At 66.8% G+C, this 25,400-nt stretch carries 27 protein-coding genes; 12 read left to right on the forward strand and 15 right to left on the reverse strand.

The window, feature by feature from the left end; translation table 11 throughout:
* Positions 1–54: 54 nt before the first annotated feature.
* Complete coding sequence (locus tag P1L41_RS08280; RefSeq protein WP_379788672.1) at positions 55–1,089, forward strand: Gfo/Idh/MocA family protein; 1,035 nt, start codon at positions 55–57, stop codon at positions 1,087–1,089.
* On the opposite strand, the gene P1L41_RS08285 is transcribed toward P1L41_RS08280, so the two are convergent.
* From P1L41_RS08285 to P1L41_RS08295, 3 genes are all read right to left on the reverse strand, one after another.
* A complete protein-coding gene (locus P1L41_RS08285) occupies positions 1,090–1,500 on the reverse strand; it encodes a GtrA family protein (protein WP_276298388.1) in 411 nt (136 codons plus the stop codon).
* 5 nt (positions 1,501–1,505) lie between these two features.
* Positions 1,506–2,939: a sulfatase family protein gene (locus tag P1L41_RS08290; protein WP_276298389.1), complete on the reverse strand. Its 1,434-nt coding sequence runs from the start codon at positions 2,937–2,939 to the stop codon at positions 1,506–1,508.
* Between the two features lie 351 nt (positions 2,940–3,290).
* A complete protein-coding gene (locus tag P1L41_RS08295; RefSeq protein WP_276298390.1) occupies positions 3,291–4,280 on the reverse strand; it encodes a mechanosensitive ion channel family protein in 990 nt (329 codons plus the stop codon).
* A gap of 666 nt (positions 4,281–4,946) precedes the next feature.
* Here P1L41_RS08295 and P1L41_RS08300 point away from each other — a divergent pair.
* The gene (locus P1L41_RS08300; protein WP_276298391.1) at positions 4,947–6,332 is read left to right on the forward strand and encodes a DUF7827 domain-containing protein; all 1,386 of its coding nucleotides are present in this window, start codon (positions 4,947–4,949) and stop codon (positions 6,330–6,332) included.
* A gap of 260 nt (positions 6,333–6,592) precedes the next feature.
* On the opposite strand, the gene P1L41_RS08305 is transcribed toward P1L41_RS08300, so the two are convergent.
* The 3 genes from P1L41_RS08305 to P1L41_RS08315 form a co-directional block, all read right to left on the reverse strand.
* Positions 6,593–7,201 carry an ArsR/SmtB family transcription factor gene (locus P1L41_RS08305; protein WP_276298392.1) on the reverse strand — a complete coding sequence of 203 codons (609 nt, stop codon included), beginning with the start codon at positions 7,199–7,201 and terminating at the stop codon, positions 6,593–6,595.
* Between the two features lie 64 nt (positions 7,202–7,265).
* Complete coding sequence (locus P1L41_RS08310; protein WP_276298393.1) at positions 7,266–8,594, reverse strand: S8 family serine peptidase; 1,329 nt, start codon at positions 8,592–8,594, stop codon at positions 7,266–7,268.
* On the reverse strand, positions 8,587–9,399 hold the full coding sequence (locus P1L41_RS08315) for a hypothetical protein (protein ID WP_276298394.1): 813 nt from the start codon (positions 9,397–9,399) through the stop codon (positions 8,587–8,589). Before P1L41_RS08315 ends, P1L41_RS08310 begins: the two co-directional genes overlap by 8 nt.
* A 144-nt stretch (positions 9,400–9,543) precedes the next feature.
* On the opposite strand from P1L41_RS08315, the gene trpB reads away from it, so the two are divergent.
* Positions 9,544–10,698 carry a tryptophan synthase subunit beta gene (gene trpB, locus P1L41_RS08320; RefSeq protein ID WP_276298395.1) on the forward strand — a complete coding sequence of 385 codons (1,155 nt, stop codon included), beginning with the start codon at positions 9,544–9,546 and terminating at the stop codon, positions 10,696–10,698.
* 19 nt (positions 10,699–10,717) lie between these two features.
* On the opposite strand, the gene P1L41_RS08325 is transcribed toward trpB, so the two are convergent.
* Positions 10,718–11,620 (reverse strand): diacylglycerol/lipid kinase family protein, encoded by a 903-nt coding sequence (locus P1L41_RS08325; protein ID WP_276298396.1) that lies wholly within the window; start codon positions 11,618–11,620, stop codon positions 10,718–10,720.
* A 103-nt stretch (positions 11,621–11,723) separates the two neighbouring features.
* Between P1L41_RS08325 and P1L41_RS08330 the strand changes: the two genes are divergently transcribed.
* Positions 11,724–12,251, forward strand: coding sequence for a TrmB family transcriptional regulator (locus P1L41_RS08330; RefSeq protein ID WP_276298397.1), 528 nt, complete (start codon positions 11,724–11,726; stop codon positions 12,249–12,251).
* On the opposite strand, the gene P1L41_RS08335 is transcribed toward P1L41_RS08330, so the two are convergent.
* A complete protein-coding gene (locus tag P1L41_RS08335; protein WP_276298398.1) occupies positions 12,248–14,260 on the reverse strand; it encodes an AMP-binding protein in 2,013 nt (670 codons plus the stop codon). The genes P1L41_RS08330 and P1L41_RS08335 overlap by 4 nt on opposite strands.
* Positions 14,261–14,472: 212 nt before the next feature.
* Here P1L41_RS08335 and P1L41_RS08340 point away from each other — a divergent pair, with 212 nt between their 5' ends.
* Positions 14,473–15,057: a GNAT family N-acetyltransferase gene (locus P1L41_RS08340; RefSeq protein ID WP_276298399.1), complete on the forward strand. Its 585-nt coding sequence runs from the start codon at positions 14,473–14,475 to the stop codon at positions 15,055–15,057.
* 29 nt (positions 15,058–15,086) lie between these two features.
* Here P1L41_RS08340 and P1L41_RS08345 read toward each other — a convergent pair whose 3' ends face one another.
* Positions 15,087–15,560 carry an FKBP-type peptidyl-prolyl cis-trans isomerase gene (locus P1L41_RS08345; protein ID WP_276298400.1) on the reverse strand — a complete coding sequence of 158 codons (474 nt, stop codon included), beginning with the start codon at positions 15,558–15,560 and terminating at the stop codon, positions 15,087–15,089.
* Between the two features lie 94 nt (positions 15,561–15,654).
* Positions 15,655–15,987, reverse strand: a complete 333-nt coding sequence (locus P1L41_RS18620) for a DUF7344 domain-containing protein (protein ID WP_419181090.1) — start codon at positions 15,985–15,987, stop codon at positions 15,655–15,657.
* 356 nt (positions 15,988–16,343) lie between these two features.
* On the opposite strand from P1L41_RS18620, the gene P1L41_RS08355 reads away from it, so the two are divergent.
* Together P1L41_RS08355 and P1L41_RS08360 are read left to right on the forward strand one after the other, a co-directional pair.
* Positions 16,344–18,026: an acyl-CoA mutase large subunit family protein gene (locus tag P1L41_RS08355; protein ID WP_276298402.1), complete on the forward strand. Its 1,683-nt coding sequence runs from the start codon at positions 16,344–16,346 to the stop codon at positions 18,024–18,026.
* 125 nt (positions 18,027–18,151) lie between these two features.
* Entirely contained in the window at positions 18,152–18,517 is a 366-nt protein-coding gene (locus P1L41_RS08360) for an SHOCT domain-containing protein (protein ID WP_276298403.1), read from the forward strand.
* A 195-nt stretch (positions 18,518–18,712) separates the two neighbouring features.
* Here the strand turns inward: P1L41_RS08360 and P1L41_RS08365 are convergent, their stop codons facing one another.
* Positions 18,713–19,435, reverse strand: coding sequence for a cupredoxin domain-containing protein (locus tag P1L41_RS08365; RefSeq protein WP_276298404.1), 723 nt, complete (start codon positions 19,433–19,435; stop codon positions 18,713–18,715).
* 103 nt (positions 19,436–19,538) lie between these two features.
* Here P1L41_RS08365 and P1L41_RS08370 point away from each other — a divergent pair, with 103 nt between their 5' ends.
* From P1L41_RS08370 to mce, 4 genes are all read left to right on the forward strand, one after another.
* The gene (locus tag P1L41_RS08370) at positions 19,539–19,892 is read left to right on the forward strand and encodes an ArsR/SmtB family transcription factor (RefSeq protein WP_276298405.1); all 354 of its coding nucleotides are present in this window, start codon (positions 19,539–19,541) and stop codon (positions 19,890–19,892) included.
* A gap of 2 nt (positions 19,893–19,894) precedes the next feature.
* Positions 19,895–20,194, forward strand: coding sequence for a DUF7521 family protein (locus tag P1L41_RS08375; protein WP_276298406.1), 300 nt, complete (start codon positions 19,895–19,897; stop codon positions 20,192–20,194).
* Entirely contained in the window at positions 20,191–20,469 is a 279-nt protein-coding gene (locus P1L41_RS08380; protein WP_276298407.1) for a DUF7521 family protein, read from the forward strand. The genes P1L41_RS08375 and P1L41_RS08380 overlap by 4 nt, the downstream gene beginning before the upstream one ends.
* A 68-nt stretch (positions 20,470–20,537) precedes the next feature.
* On the forward strand, positions 20,538–20,927 hold the full coding sequence (gene mce, locus P1L41_RS08385; protein ID WP_276298408.1) for a methylmalonyl-CoA epimerase: 390 nt from the start codon (positions 20,538–20,540) through the stop codon (positions 20,925–20,927).
* Positions 20,928–20,940: 13 nt separating this feature from the next.
* Here mce and P1L41_RS08390 read toward each other — a convergent pair whose 3' ends face one another.
* The gene (locus P1L41_RS08390; protein ID WP_276298409.1) at positions 20,941–21,714 is read right to left on the reverse strand and encodes an NUDIX hydrolase; all 774 of its coding nucleotides are present in this window, start codon (positions 21,712–21,714) and stop codon (positions 20,941–20,943) included.
* Between the two features lie 109 nt (positions 21,715–21,823).
* Here P1L41_RS08390 and P1L41_RS08395 point away from each other — a divergent pair, with 109 nt between their 5' ends.
* Positions 21,824–22,792, forward strand: coding sequence for a nucleotidyltransferase family protein (locus tag P1L41_RS08395; protein WP_276298410.1), 969 nt, complete (start codon positions 21,824–21,826; stop codon positions 22,790–22,792).
* A 122-nt stretch (positions 22,793–22,914) separates the two neighbouring features.
* Here P1L41_RS08395 and P1L41_RS08400 read toward each other — a convergent pair whose 3' ends face one another.
* The 3 genes from P1L41_RS08400 to P1L41_RS08410 form a co-directional block, all read right to left on the reverse strand.
* A complete protein-coding gene (locus P1L41_RS08400; protein WP_276298411.1) occupies positions 22,915–23,043 on the reverse strand; it encodes a hypothetical protein in 129 nt (42 codons plus the stop codon).
* Between the two features lie 128 nt (positions 23,044–23,171).
* Entirely contained in the window at positions 23,172–23,891 is a 720-nt protein-coding gene (locus tag P1L41_RS08405; protein WP_276298412.1) for a diphthine--ammonia ligase, read from the reverse strand.
* A 49-nt stretch (positions 23,892–23,940) separates the two neighbouring features.
* Complete coding sequence (locus tag P1L41_RS08410) at positions 23,941–25,065, reverse strand: DUF373 family protein (RefSeq protein ID WP_276298413.1); 1,125 nt, start codon at positions 25,063–25,065, stop codon at positions 23,941–23,943.
* Positions 25,066–25,400: the final 335 nt, after the last annotated feature.

Consider the following 25,400-nt stretch of genomic DNA (forward strand, 5'->3'; position numbering starts at 1 on the left):
CTCCTCACGCGGACCCGCGGCCGGCGGGACAGGGACCCCGGCGCCGCAAGAGATATGCCCGCTCCGGCGGACGACTCTGGGGTGACACGTTCATCGACACCGGTCCGCGTCGGCGTCGTCGGGTGTGGGTTCATCGGCCGGGCCGTCGGTGGGGAGTTCCGCCGGGACGACCGGGCAACCGTGGTCGCCATCACCGAGCCGGACGCGGAGACGCGGACGGACGCGGGAACGGAGCTGCGCATCCCGCCGAGGAATCGCTACGGGGACTACGAGCGGATGCTCGTCGCGGCCGACCTGGACGCCGTCCTCGTCGCGACCCCCCACACCCTCCACTACGAGCAGGTCGTCGCGGCGATGGACCGGGGCCTGCACGTCCTCTGTGAGAAGCCGCTCGCGACGGACCTGTCCCACGCAGAGGACCTGGCCGACCGCGCGGAGCGGGCCGACGAGGTGCTGATGGTCGGTTACCAGCGCCACCTCGAGGCCGGCTTCCGCGAGGCTCACACGCGGTGGGCGTCGGGCGACGCCGAGCCACGATTTATCACCGCCGAGATAACCCAGCAGTGGATCGAGGGCGTCAGTGGTACCTGGCGGCTCGACCCCGACTACTCCGGCGGCGGCTTCCTCTACGACACGGGGAGCCACATCCTCGACGCCATCTGCTGGACGACCGGCCTCGAACCGGCGTGGGTCGACGCCGAGATGACCTTCCACGACGACGCCGAGCGGGTCGACTCACGGGCGCTGCTCACCATCGGCTTCGACGGCAGCGCGACGGCGACCGTGTCGGTGTTCGGGGACGCTCCCGCCGTCCGCGAACACATCCACATCTGGGACGACGACGGCGCGGTGTACCTCGACGGGCGGGAGTGGGAGCCCCGCCGATACCGCGAGGTCGACGGCGACAGCACTACGACGACGCCCTACATGCCCGAGAGCGGGTGGAACAAGGCCGGCGCCTTCCTCGACGCTATCGTCGAGGGTCGCGAGCCGCCGGCGACCGCACGCGACGCGCTCGTGGTGACCGCGATAACCGAGGCTGCCTACGAGTCTGCACGTACCGGTGACCGCGTCACCCTCTCGCTGTAGTCAGCCCCAGGTCCACTTGGAGTCGAGTGCGAACCGGTAGATGCCGGTCAGTGCGATGGCTACGGCGTTCGAGAGGAGATATCCGTGTCCGCCCCAGTCGACCAGCGCGAAGAGGATACCGAGTTGAATCGGAATCGCCGACCCGCGGACGAGATTCGTCTTCCCCACCCCGATGAAGTACTCCCTGAGTGTCGTGTGCCGGGAGCGGTGGAACGTCCAGAGGTTGTTGAGCACGTACTGGAAGATGATCGTGATCTCGATCGCGATGAGCGCGCCCACGAGGTAGTTCAGCCCGCCGAGGTCGACGAACGACCACAGGAGGGTCTGCTGGACACCGGCCGCTGTGAGGCCGACGAGAAAGAACCGAACGAGCGTGTCCGTTCGTATCGACGACCGAACAGCGTACGCCATCGTCGCTACTGGTAACCGAGCGCCCTTAGTCTTGCCGTTATCTCGTCCGACGCCTGTCCCCCATCGCCGTCTTCCGCGGTTCCGTCGTCCCCTTCGAGCAGTCGGTCGGCGTGTTCGGCGACGGCTCTCGAGAGGCGGTCGACAACCGGTGCCGGCGGTCGCTCGGCGGTCGTCTCCGCACGCAGGTCCCGCTGTTCGTCGGGGTCTGCCTCCCGGTCGTACAGCTCGTAGCGACCCGTGTCGGTGTGCTCGATGTAGGTCCAGCGCTCGTCCCGCGCGCTGAGGAGGAGCTCGCCGTCGTCGAGTCGCCGTGGAATCGGCTGACTCGTGACGCTCTCGCCGCGGACGGCTGCAGAGACGACCGGGGACTGGTCCTCGAAGTCAGCGTCCGGAGACAGCGGCAGCACGGGCCCCTCCCACTCCGCAGCGGGCTCGACGCCAAGCAGGGCACAGACCGTCGGCGGAATCGCGTCGAGCCCGACCGGCTGGCTGACCGTACCACCCGTACCGTCCGGGTGCGAGACGAACAGCGGGACATCGATGAGCTCGCGATACAGCTTCGGGTAGTGCGCGAGGTGGCCGTGTTCGAGGAACTCCTCGCCGTGGTCGCCGGCGACGACGATGGCCGTCTCGTCGGCGAACCCCTCGTCGTCCAGCGTCTCGAGGATTCGCCCGACGCTGGCGTCGACCTGTCGTACGGTGGCCGCGTACAGCGTCTCGAGGGTCTCTAAGGTCCGCTCGTCGACGTCCCACCCCAACCCTGTCCGGACGTGGGAGCTGAGCATCCGGAAGAGGTTCAGCCGGGTGTCGGCCACCTCCCGGAGGTGTCGCGGCGCGGGGACGTACGGCGTGTGCGTGTCCATGTAGTGGACCCACAGGAAGAAGCCGTCCTCCGTCTCCTGGAGGAATCGGACCGCGTGGTCCTCCAGGTCGCCCATCCGCGAGATGTCGGCGAAGGGACGGGCGTCCGACCCGCCCCGAAGGAACGTCGCCGCCCGGCGGAACGGCGACGTCGCCAGCTGGACCCACGCCTGGACCGTCGGGTGGGCCGCGAGGTACTTGCTGTAGCCGGCGCTGTCGACGAACGGTTCGAACTTGTCGAAGCCGCGGTCGTACCCCCACGGGTCGGTCAGAAACCCGTTGGCCGCGTTGAACCCCGCCGTCGCGAAGCCGGCCTCGGAGAGGCGTTCCGCGAGCGAGGGCGTCGACGCGAGGCCGATGTCGGGCCGTTCGGCGAACACCGGGCGGGACCCGAGGATGCTCGGGAACGAGAACGGCGTCCAGTTGCCCTGGGCGAGCGCGCCATCGAAGACGACACCCTCGTCGGCGAGCCCGTCGAGGACGGGCGAGACGCCGTTCTCGTTGCCGATGGCGTCGGCACGCAGGGAGTCGATGGTGACGAGAACGACGTTGCTGGCCGTGGACGTAGCCGATTGCATCTACACTGCCTCCATGAGGTGGCGGGACTGCATCGGTTCGAAGCGGACGACCGACCGAGAGGCATCTCGAGCCTCCCACGGCCCGCCTGACGGATTCATACTGTTATAACAGGGGGTAAAGTACTGAATGTATTGGTTCGTTCCGGTACCCGGGCGAGAAATAAACCGGAAACTCCGGTTGTTCGCCGACCACGAGGCGGTCGCTGTCACAGAGTGTCGCCGAGCCCGTCGACTCGACCACCGGCAGCGAGACGGCATTCACGCGCAGTGTCGACGCACGGACGCAAAATAGTTCCTTCGCTGTGACCCTGTGTGCTGGTCCCACCGACGTCTGTGGCTTTCGGGACCCGCTTATTCGGTGCTGTCGCCGGATTCGCTCTCGTCCAACTCGGCAACCGACCGGGCCTGCCCCATCCAGCCGTCGATGTTCTCGGCGACGTAGTCTTTCCCACCGAGACCGACGGCGACGCCGATTCCGATGGCCAGTGCGAGCGCCAAAGCGCCGAGGAAGGCGACCATGAACGTGGTGAACAGACTCGTCAGCGGGTCGATCTCGAACCCGACCGTCCCGAGCGCGATGGTGATGGTGATGTAGTAGATGAGTATCTTCACTGCGAGGCCGGCGAGGTCCATCGCGCGGCTCTCGTCAGTGCCGCTGATGAGCGCGGCGACCCGCTCTGCGAGCCAGATCCCGACCAGTAACACCAGCAGTCCCGCGACGAGCGCCGGGAAGTAGCCTGCGAAGGTGTTCAGTAGTTCCGACAGCGGCCCGATTTCGATGATGTCTGCGACGGCGACCAGCGTCAGGAGGTAGATGTAGTAGGTGACGACGGTTCCGACGAGGCGGCCGAACTCGCCCTCGGTGTCGCCGAACCGCTCGAAGGGCGTTCCCCGGAGGTACGGCCCGATGCCGAAACTCCCGACCAGGTCGGCGACGGCGCTCCCGACGAACCGGCCGACGATGAACCCGATGACGAGCACGACGATGGCGCCGAGGATGACCGGGAGGAACGACCCGAGGTCAGCGAGCAGCGACGAGAGCGCGTCGATCTCCAGGACGCTCGCGGCGGCGACGACGGTCACGAAGTAGACGTAGTACGCCACGAGTTTCCCGAGCGCGCGAGCGAGTCCGTCATCGCCGGACGAACTCAGTGCGGTCCCTTTCGCAAACTTGTCGAGCCCGATTCGCTGGACCACTCGCGTCACGATACCGCCGAGGACACGCCCGATGATGTACCCGACGACGAGTATGAGGAGTACCCCGACGATCGTCGGGATGTACGCGATGACGTCACCGATGGTCTCCGTGATCATGTCTGTGAACGATGCCTGGAGGAACATGGCTGCGAACAGTGGAATTATGCCGTTCATACTGTGATGATACGTCAATACGATTACGTGTTAGTAACGTCCCGATTACCGAGATAATGTATTTATTCTGGCACGTATCCGAAGCAGAAACAGCTCAATGCTGGGTCGAAGTGCATACCTTGTGTGCACGACGAACCGACGAGGTGCCAGGGCTCGGCGCTGGTGATACAGTTCACTTATCGGGGGACTGTCTGTCAACGTCTGTCCGACGGAGACTTCGAGGGCTACGGCGGACGACACGTCCCCGAGTCGCTCACGGACTCCCTCGAACAGCTGGGCTGGCGACCGCGTACGACGACATCTACGCCACCTCTGGAGCGAGTCCGGGCCACCGTCCCGACCCGCAACCCTCCAGAGAGAGAATGACTGCAGTGCCGACGTTCCCACAACTTCGTAGTCACATACCTCATACGCTGGTCTCGCAGTACCGATTGTTCCGGTTTTCCGAAAAATCCCCCGAACGCGGTCTTCGTTGCGGTCTCCGGATTCAAACTGGATTTTACCTACCACGGGCAATTTACTCCTACTGCACGATTTGTCGAGTGGAACGATGCATTACCGCCCTCCAGACCAGTTCTGTTCGATTGCACAGCGACGGTTCGCGATTTTTCCCGCCTCCCCCCAGGAGGTGGTACCGTGAGACTCCGAGCGTTCGCACTTGTCGGGCTCTTGCTCGGCACGGTCGTCCTCGGTGCCGCCCCAGCCGCCGCCGACCAGACGGCGACGATCGACGCGGAGAGCCTCCCGCTCCACGCCGACGACCGGCAGGTCGTCAGGGGCGAGACGACCGTCAGTCCGGGGTCGGAACTGACCGTTCGCCTCCGGTCGAGTAACGCCAGCAACCCCTTCCTCTATCAGGAGTCCACCCGCGTCCTCCAGGACGGGACGTTCGCCGCGACGTTCGACGTGAGCCAGGTCCCCGCCAACGTCAGCGTCAACCTCGTGGTCCACTCCGATGGCGAGACGCTCGTCGAGCGGGACAGCAGGGTCGTCGCGTGTGACGGCAACTGTTCGGACCCGGCACCCCCGACGCCCGAGCCTACCCCCGAACCGACGGAGACGGAGTGGGAGGGGTCGGGATTCGACGTACGACGGGTCACGACGGTCGAACAGGGCGCCACTGCGACCATCCCGCTCTCGATGGAGGGAGTCGAGGTGGCCACCGTCTCCATCGGCGGTCCGGACGTGAACTACGTCATCAACGCGACGGTGACCGACGGGGACGCCGACGGCGAAGCGCAGGTGCTGTTCAATACCAGCAACGCGGGGACCGACGGCGCGACGCTCACCGTCGCAGATCCCGACGACGACCTGACGGTGACGAACGACGAACCGGCCCTCCCGTCGACGCTCGATCCGGCTGACTACGAGATTCGCCTGTACGAGGGCGTCGGAACTGCCGGGCAACCGGCCGCCCTCGGCACGCTCTCTGTCACCGACGACGGAACGACGGACACGAAGTACAACGTCTCCGAGGGCCCCGAGTTCGGGTTCGAACAGAGCATCGTCCGCACGCGACAGGGCGAGACGGCTCGAATCGAAATCTCGCTCAGGAGCGCACCCGCCGCTACCGTCTCCATCGGTGGTCCGGAATCCGGGTACGAGATCAACGCGACGGTCCGTGACGGCGACGGGGACGACCGCGTGACGCTGTTGTTCGACACTGGTGCCGCCGGTCACGACGGTTCGACGCTGTCGACGGCGGGAGATGCCGACAGCGTGACGGTCGAACCCGGGTCGGAGGTCGCCCTCGACACGCGCCTCGACGCGGGCGACTACGACCTCTCGCTGGCCCGTGGGACCGCCATCGACGCTGACGTCGACGACATCGGGACGCTCGTCGTCCAGCCGAGCGGTGACGAGACGTCCCCGACGGCGACGCAGACGGCCGCGCTGTCGGATTCGGATACCCCGTCGCGCCAGTCGAGTGGTGCCCTCGGTGCCGGGCTCGGCTCGCTCGCTATCGGGGGCATTCTGGCTGCCGCCGCGGCGGTGCTGCTGCTCCGGTCGTTCGTCGCCTGACACTCACTGTTACCTGTCACTCCAGGTCTCCCGGACTTTTGTGCTGCGTGTCTCGATGGGGCTCCTCGATGTCGTGATTCTGGCTCGATAGTCAGAGCGGGGCGCCGATGGCCGGCGCGAAGGAACACGCGGCGACGCTGCCGCTGTCGACGACTGCGGGGGCTCGGTCGTGTGTCGGCGACGGTCCGGATACTCGACTTCGGACCCGACGGATGGGGCAGTCCGCTGGCTCGTCCCGATATCGGTTCTCGACGCCGATACTACCGCCGAGCGACGTAGACGGCCAGGCTGAGGACGGTCAGACAGCCACAGAAAAACAGGAGTCCGGGTTCGAACACTTCGAAGACCAGCCACACGAGCGACCCGCCGGGGTCCGGCGAGGCCGCCGTGGGGCTGGCGGGTCCGAGGACACTGTCTCTGGCAGGACTTGCGAGCCGTTCTGCCCCCCACTGGACGAACAGGCTCGCGAGGCCGAGCAATCCGAGGCCCGCGACCACGTCTGTCAGCGATCGCTGCAGGCGTGGCCGCAGGTCGCCGTCGCCGACGAAGACGATGGGGTCGCTCGCCGGCCCGTAGACGGTCATCTCGTTGCCCTTCTCGGAGTAGACAGTCTCTATGGGTTCGATGAGGCCGGCCTCTCGGAGGTTCGTCACGTGGTAGTGGACGTTCTGGACGGAGGTGTCACACCGCTCGGCTATCTCCGAGGGCGTTCCCGGCTGGTCGAACAGCGTCCGGAACAGCGCCCGGCCGGTGTCCGACGCCAGCGCGTCGAGCACCTCGTCGGTCGCCCGCTCGTCGACGTCGAGGACGCGCGGTGTCTCGTCGGGTGCCGCTGTGCGTTGTTGAATCTGGTCGATGAGTCCCGACATACGTGTCGCTAGCGTGTACTGAAAGGCGAACCTACAAAGGGCTACGGCAGACTAAAAACCAGATTTAACCGGTCTCGCTCCCGTCTGCCGCCGTCCGGTTGTCGGCCGCGCGGACCGCTGCGACGGGGTCGACCTCGCCGTGGCCGGTCGCGTAGTCGACGCCGGTCGCCGCGACGTCCTCGCTCGTGAGTTCGAGCAGGAGTTCGACGTGTCGCGGCGAGAGCGAGTCGTCCGCGGCCAGCACGAGTGCGGCGGTCCCGCCGACGTAGGGGACGGCCGCCGACGACCCGACGAACCCCCGGTCGGAGACGGCGGCGAACCGACGGTCCGGAGCGACCACGTCGATGCCCGTCCGGCCGTCGGCCGTCGGCCCGCGCGAACTGAACGGTTCGACCCGGTCGACCCGACTGTTGTACGCCCCGACCGCGAGTACCCCGTGGGCCGTCGCCGGGGCGACCAGGCTCCCACTCGGGGTCGAATGCTGTAACTCGTGGGTGGGCGAGACGACGCGGAGGCGGGCACCGGTCGGGTCCTGCGGGCCGCGGACGACGACGAAGTACTCGCCCGGCGAGACGTCGGCGACGATCCGCTCGTTCGGCACGTCGTCCGCGCGATAGGCCTGTGAGCGGGCGACCAGGCGCGGGGAACTCCCGTTCTCGCGGTACAGCTCGAGCGTGTAGTCCTCGCCGGCGTGGGCCCGCTCCCACGACAGCCACATCGTCACCCGCGTTCCGCCCCGGAGCCTGTTGCGCCGGCTCTCGGCGTCGAACTGGAGGACGCCGTCGTCGACGGCGGTGCGGTCGTAGGTCCCCTGCCAGTGGGAGTCCGCGAGGTTCCCGGCGGGCGCGACCACGAGTGTCCCGTCGTCGGTGGCTCGTTCGACGGTTCGGGCCACGGGGCCGGTCCCGTCGCCGGGCTGGCCGTAGAACGAGACCGGGGCGACGATCACGTCGACGTCACGGCGGGTCAACCACTCGACTGCCCGCCGATAACTGTCGACCCCGCCGACCCGCGCCAGGTAGAGGGCAGCGTCGGGCGCGGTCCGAGCGAGGACGGTCGCGGTGGCTGTGCCGTGGCTGTTGGCATCACCACGTACCCCGCCCCGACCGAACGCACGGGTCTCTCGGACGTGGCCCGACAGCGCGCGCGAATCGAGGTCGAACCCGGCGACGTCGACCACCCCGACAGAGACGTTCGAACCGGTTATCCCGGCCCGGTGGAGCCGCCGGAACTCACCGTCGCTGGTCGCGACCGTCGGGTCCGCGTCGGCGGCCGCGGTCCCGTCGGGTGCCGACGTCGGCGTCGTCATCACCGCGAACAGCCCGATTCCGACGGTGAGGAGCGCGATCCCGACGGCCGCCAGCGCCGTCGCGACGTGGGCCCGGTCAGGCATCGCTCGCTCCCGTCGGGACGTCCGCCGTTCCCGCTCCGACGGCCTGGTCACGACCGACCGGGCGGGCCTGACTCGATGCCCATTCCGGTCGTTCGACGGTCACCCCGCCGGCGCTCACCACCCGGTAGGTGTACGTCCGCGCCCGGACGTGTCGGCCCCACTTGTTGCGCTCGACGGTCACGAACGTCACGGCGAACAGTTCGATGCGCCCGCTTGCGGTGACGACGGCCCGCCCCTCGTACCGGACCTCGTCGGCCTCCAGTCGCTCACCGCTCGGCGGGCCGCCATCGTCGGCCGCGAGCACGTACCGGCGTGGCGTGCCATCCTCGACGGTGCGCACGGTGTACCGCCCGGCGGAGAGCCACCGTTCGAGTCGCGCCGTCCGGTAGCGCGTCGCCGGGGCGACGTCGCTCCGGACCGCGGTCACTCGCTGGTCGTCGCCGCGCCGGTACCCGGCTGCGGGGCCGCGCCACGTCTCGACGCGCCGACGTTCGGCACCACGCTCACGGACTTCGATGGTACGCGCGGTTCCGTTGTCGTCCACCCACACCCGCGTCCTGACGGTGCCGTTCGTCTCGGCGGTCCGGTTCGACCGGACGGTCTCAAGGTGGACGCTCGAACCCGCGAGCGACCGCTCGTGAGCGGCGACGAGGGCGTCGGCGTCGACGGTACCCCCCACGAGGCCCGGTGGGGTAGTCGGGGTCGCTCTGGTCGTCGTGTTCGATTCGTTCGGACCGCTCGTGAGCGTCGTACACCCTGCGCTGAGGACGAGAAGACAGACGAGGACGGCCCGTAGACTCGCCATTGGCGGGCTTTCTGCCCCCTCACTGAAATGTCCCCGGAACGTTCAAACCGGCGTCGTAGTCTGGGGCCACCGCCTCCGCCCGAACGTCTCCCGCCCCCCGAACGCCGATATAGTTTAAGCCCCGGGGAGAATGTCTGTCAACGTATGTCCGAAGGAGACTTCGAGGGCTACGGTGGACGACACGTCCCCGAACCCCTCAAAGAGCCCCTCGAACAGCTGGCGACCGCGTACGACGACATCAAGGACACCGACGCGTTCCGCGAGGAACTGGACGGGCTCTTGCGGGACTTCGCCGGGCGGCCGACGCCCCTGTTTCACGCCGAGAACCTGAGCGAGCGGTGGGGGGCCGATATCTTCCTCAAGCGCGAGGACCTGCTCCACGGGGGAGCCCACAAGATCAACAACACGCTGGGCCAGGCCCTGCTGGCGAAGAAGGCCAGCCGACCTCGACTCATCGCCGAGACTGGGGCGGGCCAGCACGGCACCGCGACGGCGATGGCCGGCGCGCTGCTCGACCTCGACACGGAGATCTACATGGGCAAGAAGGACGTCGAGCGCCAGAAGATGAACGTCTTCAGGATGCGCCTGATGGGCGCGGAGGTCAACGAGGTCACGCGGGGCGACGAGGGCCTTGCCGACGCCGTCGACGCCGCGCTGGAGGACTTCGCGCAGAACATCGAAGACACCCACTATCTCGTCGGGAGCGTCGTCGGCCCGGACCCGTTCCCGCGGATGGTCCGGGACTTCCAGAGCGTCATCGGCCGCGAGGCCCGCGAGCAGTTCCAGGAACGCACCGGCGGCCTCCCCGACGCGGCCGTCGCCTGCGTCGGTGGCGGGAGCAACGCCATGGGGCTTTTCCACGCGTTCCGGGACGACGACGTGGCCTTCTACGGTGCGGAGGGCGGCGGCGAGGGGTCGGACTCGCCCCGACACGCCGCCCCGCTGGCGAAGGGCCACGAGGGCGTCATCCACGGGATGAAGACCCGTGTCATCGACGAGGACGTCGAGGTCCACTCGGTCTCTGCGGGCCTGGACTACCCCGGCGTCGGCCCCGAACATGCCATGTTCCGTGAGGTCGGTCGCGCGGAGTACCGCGGCATCACGGACGACGAGGCGCTCGCGGCGTTCCGGGAACTCTCCGAGGCGGAGGGCATCATCCCCGCCCTGGAGACGAGCCACGGCATCGCCTTCGCGAAGCAACTCGCCGAAACCGGCGAGCACGACACCATCCTCGTGAACCTCTCCGGGCGCGGCGACAAGGACATGGAGCAGGCGGCCGACCTCTTCGACCTCTCCTGAACCGGGCGTTATCCCCGACTCACTCCGGCGTCGGGTCGTAGTCCGGGCCGACCCGAAGGTCGAGGACCTGCGTTTCGACGGTCAGGGCCAGCGTGTCGTGGGTGCTCAGTTCCCCGTCGCGGCTGAACGTGATGGGCTCGTGGTGGCCGGTCACGGATATCTCCTCGGCGCGGACGTGCGTCACGCCGGGGGTGTCAGCCGCGAACAGCCGGTGGCCGACGGCCTCGGCGACCAGGTTCGTGGGGGGCATCCGCTCGACGATAGCGACGTCCAGCAGACCGTCCTCCATGTCGGCCTGACCGCCCTCGCCGACGAACTGCCGTGAGTTCCCGACCAGCAGGCACAGCGCCTCGCCCTCCCAGGTGAACGGTCCGTCGACGCCCACCGCGTCCACGTCGATGTGGAGGCCATCGAACTCCAGGGCCTCCTGGGCGCCCGTGACGAGGAAGGCGAGCGTGCCGAACCGTTCCTTGAGTGCGCCGGAGGTCGCGACGCTCGCGTCCGCCGGGAGGCCGGCGATACACGACACCAGGAACGGCTCGCCGTCGGCGAGGCCGACGTCGACGGTCCGGGTGGTTCCCGTGTCGGCGACGTCGACGCCGTGTTCGACGTCGCTGACCCCGATGTTCCGGGCCAGCAGGTTCGCCGTCCCGGCCGGGACGACGCTCAGCGTCACGTCGCCGAGGTGGCCGGCCGCCGCCAGGCCCCGGACCACCTCGTTGATGGTCCCGTCACCGCCACAGACCGCCACCTTCGACGCACCTGCTTCGCCGGCCGCCCGACCAAGCTCGACTCCGTCACCGGCCGCCGCCGTCTCGGACACCTCGAACCCGCGGGCCCGCATCAGCCGCGGCACGTAGTCGGCGTGCTCGCCGTCGCCGCTGGCCGGATTGAGGATACAGCGCCGTGACCCCAGTTGCATGCTCGGGCGAACGGTCCTCGCCCTGATAAACGCCTGACCTTCGACACGACGGGCCCGTTGCACCAACCCGTGTACCTAAGTGTCGAGTTCCGTTACTACGGATATGGCCAAAATCGAGTTGACCAGCAGCCAGCGGGCGGCGATGACGGCCCTGGTCAACGAATACGACTCGACCGGCGAACCGGTGAAAGGCGACGTCATCGCCGCGGCCGTCGACCGGACGCCGGGGACCGTCCGGAACCAGATGCAACACCTGAAGGACCTCTCGCTGGTCGAGGGACTCACCGGCCCGAACGGCGGGTACAAGCCGACGCCGCTCGCCTACGATGCGCTGGGCCGCGAGGAGATCGACGACCCCCGGACGATGACGCTGGCCCGGAACAACGAGCGCGTCGACATCACCGTCGACGGCATCCGGTTGAGCAGCGTCCACCATCCCGAGGAGTGTCGCGCCCACATCCACCTCCAGGAGTCGTTCACCCAGTTCGATATCGGTGACGCGGTGGTGGTCGGCCCGACGCCGCTCTCGAGGCTCCTGGTCGCCGGCGTGGTCGAGGCCGTCGACGAGTCGAACAACGAGATAATCGTGGACATCGCCCAGCTGGAAGCCCCGGTCGAGGGGCCGGACTAGCGGGCCTCGTCGACCTCCTCTAGCGCGACCGGGTTTTCGATACTCGACGTGTCCCCCACGTCCTCGTCGCGGTAGACCGAGGTGACGGCCCGCCGGACGATCTTGCCGCTCTGTGTCTTGGGGAACTCGTCGACGAACAGCACCTCGCGCGGGCGGAACGGCTTGCCCAGCGCCTGGCCGACCGTCGCGCGGATCTCCTCTCGCAGGTCGTCGGACTCCCTCGCGTCCGCGTCGACGACGACGTAGAGGACCACCGCTGTCCCTGTCGTGTCGTCCGGGACGCCGACGGCCGCCGCCTGGTTGACTGCTCGGTGTTCCATCGCCGCGCCCTCGACCTCCGCTGGACCGACCTTCCGGCCGGCGACGTTCAGCGCGTCGTCGGCCCGCCCGTGGAGGAACCAGAAGCCGTCTGCGTCCTTCTGTGCCCAGTCGCCGTGGTCCCAGAGGTCCGCCCAGTGCGACCAGTACTCCTCGACGTACCGCTCGTCGCCGGACCACAGCGACTTCGTCATCGACGGACAGGAGTCACGGGCCACCAGGAACCCCCGCTCGTGTGCGTCCGTGACGGAGTTCCCGTTGCTGTCCACGATGTCGACGGCCATCCCCAGCCCCGGCCCGCCCAGCGTCCCCGGCTTGAGCGACTGGATGGGCATCGGCATCAGGAAACACCCCATTATCTCGGTCCCCCCGGAGATGTTGATTATCGGGCACGCCTCGTTGCCGACCTCCTCGTAGAACCAGCGCCAGGACTCGGGGTCCCAGGGCTCGCCCGTCGACCCGAGCAGGCGGAGGCTCGAGAGGTCGTGGCCCTCGAGCCAGTCGTCGCCCTGTTTTCGGAGGGCGCGAACCGCCGTCGGCGAGACACCGAACGTCGTGATGTCGTGTCGGTCTATCATCGCCCAGAACCGGTCGGGCTCGGGGTAGTCGGGCGCCCCCTCGTACATGAACACCGTCCCGCCGAGGGCGTGGTTCCCCAGCAGCGTCCAGGGCCCCATCATCCAGCCGATGTCGCTCACCCAGAAGAAGCGGTCCGATGGTTTGTGGTCGAAGCCGAAGTAGACCTCTTTAGCCGCCTGGAGGAGCGCGCCCGCGTGCGTCTGGACGATACCCTTCGGTTCCCCCGTCGTCCCCGAGGAGTACAGCAGCATCGACTCCTGGTCAGCGGGGAGGTGCTTGCTCGCGTACGCGTCGGCCTGTGACTCGATGGCCTTCGCCCACCGCTCGTCGCGGGTGGTCCAGGTCAGCGTCTCGTCGGGGTCGTCGGCCATCCCGATGCGGTCGTAGACGACGGTGTGTTCGACCGGGGTCCCGGCCTGCTTGATGGCCTCGTCGGCCGTTCCCTTGAGGTGGACCTCGCTGCCCCGGCGGTGGAATCCGTCGGCCGTGAACAGCACCGAACAGTCGGCGTCGGCCAGGCGGGTCGCCGTCGCGTCGACGCCGAAGCCAGAGAAGATGGGGACGGCGATGGCACCGACCTTCAGACAGCCGTAGAGAATCGACGCGACTTCGGGCACCATCGGCATGTACAGCCCCACGGTGTCGCCGGTCTCGACACCGACCGACTCCAGGTAGTTCGCCACCTTACTCGCCTGGCGGTTCAGGTCGTAGAAGGTGATTTCGCGGACGTCGCCGGGTTCGCCCTCCCAGATGAGCGCGACGTGGTTCCGCGCGCCGCTGTCGCGGGCGGCGTGGCGGTCCAGCGCGTTGTGGGCGGCGTTGATGCTCCCGCCGGGGTACCACTCGGTGTACTGTGGCCCGTCCGAGTCGTCGCGGACGCGGACGGGCTCGTCGAAGAAGTCGATGCCCAGGTAGTCGGGCAGCACGTCCCAGAACCACTCGACGCCCGAGTCTGGTTCACCGGGTACGTCGGTCGTCGTCCGCTCGACGAGCGCTTCGTAGTCGTCGATGTCGTACGCCTGCATGAACGACCAGACGTTCGTCGACTCGACGAACGCCTGTGTCGGTTCGTGGACGATGGTGTCCATCTCTTCGAGCGAGTCCGGAGCCATACCTTGTGGTTCGATGACAGACACCAAAGTAGTTGCGTGAACTCTGACGTGACAACACGCCCGACGTCCTCGCTACGCACCCGCTTCAGCCCGGCCCCTTGCGATTCGTTACCCGGACGCACGGTCCGGCCGGTAGCCCTCCCGGTCGCGTGACGAACCACTCTATCCGGTTGCTGCAAACGCTTTTCATCGGGGCGAACCTACCCTGTGGTATGTACGTCAGGGATGCGAAAAACCGTGAGGAGGTCTGGTTGCTGGACCACATCGAGGCGATGGGGCTTGACGACACGGCGTTCCGCTCGCGGGACTACGTCCTGGCGATCGACGAGGAGTCCCACGAGAAGGCCGGGTTCGGCCGTATCCGCATCCACAAGACCAACGACGGCGAGGTCTGCGAACTGACGAGCATCGGCGTCCTGGAGGAGTGGGAGGGACAGGGCGTGGGCGCCCACGTCATCGAACGGCTCGTCGAGTACGCCGCCGACGAGTCGTTCGACGTCGTCTACTCGCTGACGAACGCGGCGGACTACCTGGTCCAGTTCGGCTTCGAACCCATCGAACCGGCCCAGCTCCCCGACCGGCTCCGCGAGCGGTTGACCGAGAAACAGGAGGAGCTCCAACCCGACGCGGTCCCCCTGCGTCTCCAGGTCGACCGCTTCCGGATGTCCGGGGAACTCCGCGACCGGTTCAAGCAGGCGTCCATCGACGACCAGGCGACGAGTGAGCCCGAGGAGGGTCCCGAGGACTTCGGTATCGACCCCGAAGAGGCGACCTACAAGTACGACACCGGCCGCTGACACACCTTGTCCGACCGGTCCCGGCGGCGCTACCGGACGTCGACGACCTCGATGTCGAAGACGAGGGTCTGCCCGGCGAGTTCGTGGTTGAAATCGACCTCGACGGTGTCCTCGTTGACGGCGGTCACGTCGCCGTGGAGCCCGTTCTCGGCGTGGACGTGGAGCCCCGGTTCCGCCGGCTTGCCGACCATCGCCTCGAACGTCTCGGGGTCGTACTCCCGGACCCGCTCGGGGTCGGTCTCACCGTAGGCCTGCTCCGGCGGTACCCGGATGGTTGCTTCGTCACCCTCGGCCATGCCGACGAGCGCCGCGTCGATGCCCTCGATAATCTCCCCCGCACCGACGGTGAACGAGAGGGGCGCGTAGTCGCCGTCCTCGGTCCCCTGTGCCTCCTGGAGGCCGTGGTCCCTGGCGACGGCCGCTCGCGACGTGTCGAACACGCTACCGTCCTCGAACCGGCCCACGTACTCGATGGTGACGCCGTCGCCCTGCTCGATAGCCATTGCCGGATATCGGGCGACTCGATGTAAAAACCCTCGGGGCCGATAGTGAGGTTGGTGTTCGTCCTCCGCTCGCTGAACAGCCGGAGACTGACGGTTATGGCCAGCCGTCCGGCAACTCGTCCCGATGTTCGCGCATCAGTGTAAGGAGCGGTTCTATCTCTTCGAACCGTGGGCCCCGTGTGACGACACCGGTGTCCTGGTCCCAGTTGACGAACCCTGCCTTGTCCAGTTTCGGGAGATGGACGTGGAAGAGTCGCTGCTGTAGTACTTCGAGCGGTTCGTCTTCGGCTCCGTCTGCGACCGATTCCGACGTAATGCTGTCTATGTCCTGCGGATTGTGTTGTCCAACGGCTATGAGAATGCGACGGCGGTACTCGTGGCTGAGGATCTCGAACAGCTCACTCAGTGAGCTCTCCCTCTCCTCTATATGTTCTGACGTCTATGGCTGGCTCTGGTTGCGAAACGCGATACTCTGTGATGCGTTGCGCGCAACCATTGCGCGAAGAGAAATGGATAACTGCGAACGGGTGACCGTTTCAAGCTGCCCTCGTTGGGCGAAACGCACAGTGTGTTGTGTTCCGTACTACTGCTTGGGTCGGGCCCGCCAAAAGGTTGTGGGTCTTTTATCGTTATATTCGTCTCGGTGCGAGGGGAGTCAACGTGACGTCACCACGGAATTTCAGCGATCCGGTGGTTTCCGGACCGCGCCGGATCGACGGTGTTCTCGAAGACTGCGAGTGCCATTCGCGAACGCTTTTGTCCGCGCCGGTCGACAACTGCCGTATGTTCGACCCCGACGAGCTGGACGAGATCCGCGAGGCGAAAGCCGAGTGGGAGGACGAACAGGTCCAGCCGACCGTCGACCGGTTCGGCGAGCGCCGGGAGACGTTCACGACGGACACCGAGGGGCACGAGGTCGACCGGCTGTACACGCCGGCGGACGTCGCCGACGTGGACTACCAGGATGACCTCGGCTTCCCCGGCGAGGAGCCGTACACCCGTGGCGTCTACCCTACGGGCTACCGCGGCCGCCTCTGGACGATGCGCCAGTACGCCGGCATGGGCACCGCCGAGGAGACCAACGAGCGGTTCAACTATCTCTTAGACCAGGGCCAGACTGGCCTCTCGATGGCGTTCGACCTGCCGACACAGATGGGCTACGACTCCGACAACGCGATGGCCGCCGGCGAGGTGGGCAAGACCGGCGTCGCCATCGACTCGCTGTCGGACTTGGAGACGGTGTTCGAGGGCATCCCGCTGGACGACGTCTCGACGTCGATGACCATCAACGCGCCGGCCTCGGTGCTGCTGGCGATGTACATCGCCGTCGGCGACCAGCAGGGCGTCGACCGCGAGGAACTCCGGGGCACCATCCAGAACGACGTGCTCAAGGAGTACATCGCCCGGAACACGTTCATCTACCCGCCCGAGCCGTCGATGCGGCTCATCACCGATATCTTCGAGTTCTGCGCGACGGAGGTACCCAACTTCAACACCATCTCCATCTCGGGCTACCACATCCGCGAGGCCGGGTCGACCGCCGCCCAGGAGATCGCGTTCACGCTCGCCGACGGCATCGAGTACGTCGAGGCGGCCATCGACGCCGGCCTTGACGTCGACGACTTCGCCCCGCAGCTGTCCTTCTTCTTCGCCTCGTACAACAACATCCTCGAGGAGGTGGCGAAGTTCCGCGCCGCCCGCCGTCTCTGGGCCTCCATCATGGACGAGCGCTTCGGCGCCGAGGACCCGAAGTCCAAACAACTGAAGTTCCACACCCAGACTGCGGGGTCGACGCTGACCGCCCAGCAGATAGAGAACAACGTCGTTCGGGTGGCCTACCAGGCGCTCGCGGCCGTCCTTGGCGGCACCCAGAGTCTCCACACCAACGGCAAAGACGAGGCCATCGGCCTCCCGACCGAGAAATCCGTGCGGACCGCCCTGCGGACCCAGCAGATTCTCGCCCACGAGTCCGGCGCGGCCGACACCATCGACCCGCTGGGTGGCAGTTACTACGTCGAATCGCTGACCGACGACCTCGAGGCCGAGGCCCGTGACCTGCTTGCGGACATCGACGACCGCGGCGGGATGGCCGACGCCATCGAGAGCCAGTGGGTCCAGCGCCAGATTCAGGACGTCGCCTTCGAGCGCCAGCGCGAACAGGAGGAGGGCGAGCGGGTCATCGTCGGCGTCAACGAGTACCAGGTCGAGGAGGAGGGCGAGCAGGACATAGAGGAGGTCGACGAGGCCGTCGAACAGGCCCAGCAGGAGACCGTCGCCGCTGTTCGCGAGGAGCGTGACGACCAAGCCGTCGACGCCGCGCTCGACGCCCTCCGGGAGGCCGCTCAGGGCGACGAGAACCTCATGCCGTACCTCGTCGACGCAGTGAAGACTTACGCGACGACCGGCGAGATATGCGACGTGCTCCGTGACGTCTTCGGCGAGTATCAGCCCGGGTCGTCGTTGTAACGTCTGACTTTCGATTCCAAAGAAGCCGGGCAGGGTGACGCTATTTCCCGAACAAGAAGAGCATTGAACCGTGACCGTGTAGCTTCTCTCATGGAACACGACCGGCGCTACCAGGTGGTGGGAGTATGAGTACTGACACGACTGACCGACGTTTGCTGACGCTCCTCCTCGTCGTGCTGGGGGCGCTCGTCCTCTTCGCGCTGCTCGGCATGGGCTTCGGGATGATGGGCTACGGCTCGATGATGGGCGGGATGTGGGGTGGCGGCATGTGGGGCAGTAGCACGGTCCCGGGCTGGATGCTGGTCGTCGGTCTCGTGCTGCCGCTCCTCTTCCTGCTCGTGCTCGTGGGCCTCGTCTACCTCGTCTATCGGTTGCTCACCGACGAGGACGCGGAGGACGGCGCTCTCGAGGAACTGCGGACGGCGTACGCCCGCGGGGACCTGACCGACGAGGAGTTCGAGGAGCGTCGCGCTCGATTGCGCGAGGAGTGAGCGCTCCTTCCCGCCCTCATCCATCATTTCGAGGGCGGGACGGGCGGTCGGTGAACCGCGACCGGGTCTACGGGTGCGGGAACTGGAGTCGGTGACCGCTATCACCGACAGTCGACACTCGCCCGACAAAAGACGCTACGGGTTCGAATTACCGTCCGTGACAGTCCGAGGCGACCGTGGCGACGTGAATGCGCGTCAGTGGGTGTGGCCCAGCGCCTCGTTGACGCGCTCGTTGAGCTGTTCTATCTTGTGTCGCGGTTCATCACCGAGCTCCGCGGGCGGTTCCTCGAGAGCGGGCTGGTCGTGGGCGTCAGGTTCGCCGACGATGACGGTGCCGATCATCCCCAGCGTCTCGTGAGGCTTGCAGTAGTAGTGGTAGATGCCCTCGGTCTCGAAGGTGTGTTCGAAGGTCGCGCCCTGCTCGGTCAGCAGGCCACTGTCCCAGGCGGCCGCCCCGTCGGGAACCAGCTGTGGCTTGTCGTTGTCGGGGTGGTACGCCGCAGTCGCGTGGCTCCCGCTCTCGTTGTGGAAGGTGACCGTCCCGCCGACGTTCACGCGGACGACGTGCGGCGCGAAGTGGTACTCGCCGTCCTCCGTCTTCATCGCCACCTCGGCGTGGTCGGTCGGGTCACCGATTTCGCCGTGGCCGCCGTCTTCGTGGCCGTGTCCGCTCTCGGTCTCCTCCTCGTGGTGTTCCGTTTCTTCTTCGTGGTGTCCGGTCTCCTCTTCGTGATGTTCGGTCGCTTCGCTGTGATGTTCCGTTCCTTCGTCGTGCTGTTCGCTGCTCGCGTCGTCGTGCTCCGTCGCGGTGCTGCCACCGGTCTGCCCGCCCGTGCTGGAACAGCCAGCGAGTCCAGCGACGGCAGTGCCTGCGACTACCTGGAGCATCCGTCTTCGAGTGGGGTTGGTGGTCGTCATTACAGGTAAACCTACCAGGTGTACGGATAAAGTCCGACCAGGAGGTTTGCTGACCCAGCAAACTCGCCGTCTTTTTTATACAGCTCTCGGAGTACCTCTACACGTGAGTTCCGACCACGCCGCGACGGAGGTGTTCTCCGTCCTCGACGACGAGTATTCGCGGGCCATACTCGAGGCGACCCGTCGGGGCCCGAAGTCGGGGAAGGAACTCAGCGAGGAGTGCGAGATGTCGCGAGCGACCGTCTCTCGGCGAGTCAACGACCTCCTCGACCGTGGCTTTATCGTAGAGCGGACCCACGTCGACCCGGAGGGGCACCACTACAGCGAGTACGAGGCCGTCCTGGACCGGGTGGACGTCACACTCGACGCAAACACCGGGTTCGACGTCCGCGTCGAAGTCGAGGAGGACGCTGCGGACCGCTTCGCCCGCATCTGGAAGGAAATGCGAAACGATTGACCATGCACATCGAACTCGTCATCGCAAAGATAATCACCGCCGCGCTCGGCGTCGCCATCGCGTACCAGGCCTACCGGGGGTACCAGAGAACCGGCAGCGACCCGCTTCGGTACGTCGCCGTCGGGTTCGTGTTCATCAGCGTCGGGGCCGTCCTCGAGGGCATCCTCTTCGACGTCCTCGGCCTCTCTATCTTCGACGCCGGGACGATACAGACCGGCGTCGTCGCCGTGGGGATGCTCTTCATCCTCTATGCGCTGTACGGTGGGAATAGGGAACTCGACCGCCCGAGGGCCGAGAAGTGACCGACACGACGACGACTGTCGTCCTCGCCGGCGTTCGCCTGGCGGTGTTGCTCCTTGGCGCGACCATCACCTACTACAGCGCCGTCGCGTACCGCCGGACCGGGGCGGAGTACCTCCGGAACGCGTCTATCGGGTTCGCTATCATGACGCTTGGCGTCCTGGTCGAAGGTGTGCTGTTCGAGATTGCAGGCCTGAACCTCGAGGTCGTCCACATCGTCGAGTCCGTCGCCATCGGCATCGGCTTTCTCGTGCTCCTCGTCTCTCTCCGGCAGTGACACGGCCGGCCTAGCGACTGCGCCGCCGGCACTCCGGAACTATAACCCAGGGCGCACAACGCCTCCCCATGCACTTCGACCACGCCGGCATCGCCACCGACGACGCCGACGCGCTCGCGGACCTGTACGCCGCCGCCTTCGACGCGCCGGTCGTCCACGAGGAGACCTTCGACGGGATGCGCGTGACGTTCCTGGACCTCGGCAACGGCTACTTCGAGCTCCTGGAACCGCTCCCGGACAGCGACGGGGCGATAGCCACCTACCTCGAACGACGCGGGCCGGGCATCCACCACCTCGCGCTCGCTACGGACGACATCGAGGCGACCCTCGAAGTCGCCGTCGAGGCCGGTATCGACCCCATCGACGACGAACCGCGGGCCGGTGCGTGGGGGCACGAGGTCGCCTTCCTCCACCCGAAGTCGACCGGCGGCGTGCTACTCGAACTCGTCGAACACTGACGCCGGGTTCGGGCTACTCCGTTCGGTCGCGCCCACCGCGGAACTGGTCGAACAGGTCCGCCGCGCCGTCCGTCAGGTTCTCGGGCGGCTCTGCGAACCACGCCGCGCCGACGAGTTCGGACTCGTCGACGTCGAGAGCGCCGCTCTCGTATCCGGCCCGGAAGTAGACGTCGAGCGTGTGGACCGACCCCTCGGCGTCGGTGTCGGGGTAGTACTTGCTGTGGACGACGTCCTCGACGCCGGTGATGGTACACCGGATTCCGGTCTGTTCGTGGACCCGGCGGACCGCCGTCTCCTGCATCGACTCGTACTGGTCTGCCTTCCCGCCGCCGGGCAGCGCCCACAGGTCCGCGCCCCGACCGAGCACCAGCAGCACCCGGTCGCGGGTGTCCCGGTTCGCCGTCTCTGGGATGTTCTCGTTCAGCGCCGGCAGCGACTCGCCGTCGCGGGTGACGAATACGACGCTGTTGCCGTCGTAGCCCGTCCCCTGGGTCGCGGCGTAGACGTCGGCGTACTCCTCGGGCGAGAGTTCGAACGTCTGCTCTGTGACAGGGACCTCGTCGTACGCCGCTTCCAGTCGGTCCAGGCGCTGGTCGACGTTGACCTGGTTTATCTTGTCCGCCAAATCGACGTCCGTCTCGCGGGGTTCGGGCACCTCCAGCTCCTCGAGTTCCTGCCGGGCCGCGTCGTCGAGCTCGCTCTCGTCGATGGTGAAGCCGCCGGCCGACTGCTCGTCGTCGGCGTCAGGGGCCGCCTCCTCGCTGTCTCGCTCGCCGTCGCCAGTCATACCGTGTCGTTCCCGCCGACGCGGATAAGTGAGGCGGTCTGACGTGTCGCCGGGTCGACCAGTATCGAGGACATAAAGGCCTATTACCGCCCCGTGTGAGGAGTCGCGCATGCAGGCAATTGTTCTCGCAGGCGGGTACGCCACGCGGCTCTGGCCCGTCACGAGGAACCGTCCGAAGATGCTCCTCCCGGTCGGGGAGTCGACGGTCATCGACCGCATCCTCTACCAGCTCGAAGACGACGACCGGATCACGGACGTCTTCGTCAGCACGAACGAGCGGTTCGCCGAGGAGTTCGAGGCTCACATCGAGGAGACCGGCCTGGAGAAACCCCAGCTGTCCGTCGAGAGTACCGAAGACGAAGACGAGAAGTTCGGCGTCGTCGGCGCGCTCGCCCAGCTCGTCGAGCGTGAAGGCCTCGGCGACGACGACCTCCTTGTCGTGGCCGGCGACAACCTGATGGGCTTCGACATCAGCGAGTTCGTCGACTACTTCGAGGAGTACGGTGACCCGACGCTGGCGGCCTACGACGTCGGTTCGCTGGAGAAAGCGAAGTCCTACGGCCTGGTCCAGCTCGAAGACGACCAGGTCGTCGACTTCCAGGAGAAGCCCGACGACCCCAAGAGCACGCTCGTCTCCATCGCCTGTTACGCGCTCCCGTCCGACTCCATCCTGTTCGACGAGTACCTCGCCGGCGACAACAACCCGGACGAACCGGGCTGGTTCCTCCAGTGGCTGGTCGAGCGTGGCCCGATCCGCGCGTTCAGCTTCGACGACGTGTGGTTCGACATCGGCGAGGCCGAGAACTACCTCGAGGCCGTCGCCTGGAAACTTGGCGGCGAGAACATGATCGCCGACGACGCCACCCTCACGAACACCACGCTCGGCGAGAACGTCCACGTCCTCTCGGGGGCCCACGTCGAGAACTCCCACCTGGAGGAGACGGTCGTCTTCGACGGTGCGACCATCGTCGACTCTGACGTCCACAGCTCTATCGTCGACCGCGAGGCCCACATCGAGAACCTGGACCTCTCGGGTGCGCTCATCGGCGCCCACAGCGAAGTCTCCCACGAGGGCTGATTCGCTGCCACACCGGTCGCTCTCCGTTTCTCAGTTCCCTGGCCGACCAGTCTTCCAGCCGTAACTCGGTTCACGGTTCGAACGCTCGACTTCGCCGTCAGCGAAGTGGCGTCGACTCCGCGTCAGTCCGCGCTGTGTCGCGGGACGTACTGACAGTCGGTACAGCCCCAGGTCGCGCCATCGAAGGAGATGACGCCTGAACAGTCGGGACAGCGGTACGCTTGGGTCGCGGCTTGGTGTTGCGTTGCCATTGAGTTACTTCAGTCAGTCAACGGATATTAACGTTGTTATAATATTGGCGATATTGTTTAAGGCCATTCAAGGAGGGTATAGGTGAAAGCACGCGGGTAGCGGTGGTTCGGCGGCGGGGCCGGCCGACCTACGCGAGGAACGCGTCGTGAATCTCGAGCGAGCCGCGAGTGCCGTCCCACGTGGTCTCGTACTCGAGTTCGATGCGCCGGCTCATATGCGGGCCGTCGGTCACCAGCGTCTCGAACTCGCCGCCCTCCCCGAGGATGTGGACGCCGTACTCCTCGTTGAGCGCCTCGAGCTCGTCGAGCGCGTCGGCGTCGAGCGTGCGCCCGAGCCACGACTCGTCGAGGCCGTAGGCGGCCACCTGGATGATGCGAATCTCGAACCCGGCGTCGAGCATCGCGTCGGCGAGGTCACGGGGGTCCTGTTGCCAGAGCGGGGCGAACAGTTCCGCCTCCAGTCGTTCGGCCATCGCTTCGATGCGCGTCGTCTGGTACTCGCTCTCGACGGCACCGGCCGTGAGACCGCCGATACCGCGGTCCAGTTCGCCGTCGAGTTGCCGGAGGGCGGCCTCCAGGGGCTCCAGCTCTTCGTCACCCTGGACGCCCGAGTCCGGGACGTCGTCGGCCTCGAAGTCCTCCGGTTCCACCTCCATCAAGGGGATACCGATGCTCTCAGCGGCCAGCGCCGCGAGCCGCGTCGCCGGGACGTGATACATGTAGGAGTCGCCGTCGGGGTGGACCGTCACCAGCCGCTCGACCGGATAGCCCCGCTCGAGCGCCCGGTAGAGCGCCCAGGAGGAGTCCTTGCCGCCGGAGAACAGCGAGACCCACGCGCCGTCTGACATGGGCGGGCCTAGCCGGTGGGCGGCTAAATCGCTGTCTATCGACGCCCCCTCAGTCGGCGACGTCGCGCTCGATGTCGGTCTGGCTGACGTACGCCGCGACGCGGACGCCGATGAGGCTGATGAGGATGCCTGCGAGGATGAACACCGCCAGTCGCTGGCCCGACTCCATGGTGAACTGCTGTATCTCGACGATGCCGAGGTCGGTCTGCGTGACGACGAAGGGGTCGAAGACGCCGCCGCGTTCGAGGAAGTACGCCGAGAAGCCACGGACAACCAGCCCGACCGCGACGGCACCGAACGGCAGGTTCACGTACGCGCTGCGGATGCCCTCTTGCTCGAGGAGTTCGTCGAGCAGCCGCCCCACAGACGCTGCCAGCGCCGCCGCGGTGAGCCAGGGGACGCTGTCGAACAGGAACATGTTCGCGAGGAGGAACGGGCTCGTCTCGCCGACGGCCCCGACGCCGAGCGCCCCGGCGAACAGGCCGACGAGCGAGAGGCCGCCGGCGACGACATAGGTGACGAGCGACACCTGGCCGGAGTACAGCCCCTCGCGAATCTGCGTCGGGAGCCGCGAGAGGTAGTCGTCGATACCGAGGCCCTTGTAGATGAGGAAGACGCCGAGGGCGGCCGCGATGGCTCCGACGGCCATGGTCGTGCTCTCGACGACCACCAGCAGCATCGGGAACGCGAGCATGACGATGCCGATGGGGACCAGCACCGTCTTCCGGAGCTCCTCGTCGCCGAGGAACTGCTTGAGGAGGTAGTACGTCGACTCGATGTCCCGGGCCTGCCGGACGACGACGCGGTCCACGGCGTCGACGCGCACCCGGCTCTCGATGATGGGGACCAGCCGTTCGTCCTCGGCGCTGTCGACCACGACGACCGCCGAGTCCGGGTCGTACTCCTCGATCAGGTCGTCGGTCTGTCTGGCTATCTGCCGGTCGGCACCGACGCTGTCCGTGCCGCCCCCCACGACGGCGACGACGGCGTCGGTCCCGTCTTGCTGGAGGTCGTCGGTGACCCGGAGGCCTTCGAGCAGGCAGTTGACACGGCTGTCTTCGGGGTCGACGACCCCTGTTTCGGCTATCAACTGCTCGACGGCCGCCGTTCCGACGACGGGGCACTCGTCTGCGACCGGGCTGTCCCGGTCGATACAGACGACCAGCGTGGTCACAGTGTTGGAGAGACACCCCCGAGATAAAAATCCCTCGCGCCGTTCACCTGCAGTATCTGGGTCCGGAGTACTGGATTTGGAGCGCCAGAAAGCCCCGCCCGCTGGGCGACGTTCGCACGAGCGTCGCTCTTGGGCAGCCCATCAGAACTCTCCGATTTCTGAGGACAACGCAAGCACCGCCGGAGTGAGCGGAGCGAACGACGAGGAGCGCAACGAGGTCGTTCGGAAGACCGGAGGTCTTCCGTGATGACGAAAGCCGGCGACGCCGTCTTTCGAACCACCCCCGAGTCCAGCGGGTCGGGGTTTTCTGGTTGTTTCTCCGATTTCACAGCATA

Source organism: Haloarcula ordinaria (assembly GCF_029338275.1).
In the GTDB taxonomy this organism is placed as follows: domain Archaea; phylum Halobacteriota; class Halobacteria; order Halobacteriales; family Haloarculaceae; genus Haloarcula; species Haloarcula ordinaria.

Excerpts from the sequence above, each read along its gene's own strand:
- P1L41_RS08315 (WP_276298394.1), bottom strand. The coding sequence starts at position 9,399 with ATGGCGAGTCTACGGGCCGTCCTCGTCTGTCTTCTCGTCCTCAGCGCA.
- P1L41_RS08305 (WP_276298392.1), bottom strand. The coding sequence starts at position 7,201 with ATGTCGGGACTCATCGACCAGATTCAACAACGCACAGCGGCACCCGAC.
- P1L41_RS08360 (WP_276298403.1), top strand. The coding sequence starts at position 18,152 with ATGAGTACTGACACGACTGACCGACGTTTGCTGACGCTCCTCCTCGTC.
- P1L41_RS08340 (WP_276298399.1), top strand. The coding sequence starts at position 14,473 with ATGTACGTCAGGGATGCGAAAAACCGTGAGGAGGTCTGGTTGCTGGAC.
- P1L41_RS08390 (WP_276298409.1), bottom strand. The coding sequence starts at position 21,714 with ATGACTGGCGACGGCGAGCGAGACAGCGAGGAGGCGGCCCCTGACGCC.
- P1L41_RS08345 (WP_276298400.1), bottom strand. The coding sequence starts at position 15,560 with ATGGCTATCGAGCAGGGCGACGGCGTCACCATCGAGTACGTGGGCCGG.
- trpB (WP_276298395.1), top strand. The coding sequence starts at position 9,544 with ATGTCCGAAGGAGACTTCGAGGGCTACGGTGGACGACACGTCCCCGAA.
- P1L41_RS08295 (WP_276298390.1), bottom strand. The coding sequence starts at position 4,280 with ATGTTCCTCCAGGCATCGTTCACAGACATGATCACGGAGACCATCGGT.
- P1L41_RS08330 (WP_276298397.1), top strand. The coding sequence starts at position 11,724 with ATGGCCAAAATCGAGTTGACCAGCAGCCAGCGGGCGGCGATGACGGCC.
- P1L41_RS08375 (WP_276298406.1), top strand. The coding sequence starts at position 19,895 with ATGCACATCGAACTCGTCATCGCAAAGATAATCACCGCCGCGCTCGGC.
- P1L41_RS08290 (WP_276298389.1), bottom strand. The coding sequence starts at position 2,939 with ATGCAATCGGCTACGTCCACGGCCAGCAACGTCGTTCTCGTCACCATC.
- P1L41_RS08365 (WP_276298404.1), bottom strand. The coding sequence starts at position 19,435 with ATGACGACCACCAACCCCACTCGAAGACGGATGCTCCAGGTAGTCGCA.
- P1L41_RS08395 (WP_276298410.1), top strand. The coding sequence starts at position 21,824 with ATGCAGGCAATTGTTCTCGCAGGCGGGTACGCCACGCGGCTCTGGCCC.
- P1L41_RS08355 (WP_276298402.1), top strand. The coding sequence starts at position 16,344 with ATGTTCGACCCCGACGAGCTGGACGAGATCCGCGAGGCGAAAGCCGAG.
- P1L41_RS08400 (WP_276298411.1), bottom strand. The coding sequence starts at position 23,043 with ATGGCAACGCAACACCAAGCCGCGACCCAAGCGTACCGCTGTCCCGAC.
- mce (WP_276298408.1), top strand. The coding sequence starts at position 20,538 with ATGCACTTCGACCACGCCGGCATCGCCACCGACGACGCCGACGCGCTC.
- P1L41_RS08280 (WP_379788672.1), top strand. The coding sequence starts at position 55 with ATGCCCGCTCCGGCGGACGACTCTGGGGTGACACGTTCATCGACACCG.
- P1L41_RS08335 (WP_276298398.1), bottom strand. The coding sequence starts at position 14,260 with ATGGCTCCGGACTCGCTCGAAGAGATGGACACCATCGTCCACGAACCG.
- P1L41_RS08325 (WP_276298396.1), bottom strand. The coding sequence starts at position 11,620 with ATGCAACTGGGGTCACGGCGCTGTATCCTCAATCCGGCCAGCGGCGAC.
- P1L41_RS08405 (WP_276298412.1), bottom strand. The coding sequence starts at position 23,891 with ATGTCAGACGGCGCGTGGGTCTCGCTGTTCTCCGGCGGCAAGGACTCC.
- P1L41_RS08310 (WP_276298393.1), bottom strand. The coding sequence starts at position 8,594 with ATGCCTGACCGGGCCCACGTCGCGACGGCGCTGGCGGCCGTCGGGATC.
- P1L41_RS08285 (WP_276298388.1), bottom strand. The coding sequence starts at position 1,500 with ATGGCGTACGCTGTTCGGTCGTCGATACGAACGGACACGCTCGTTCGG.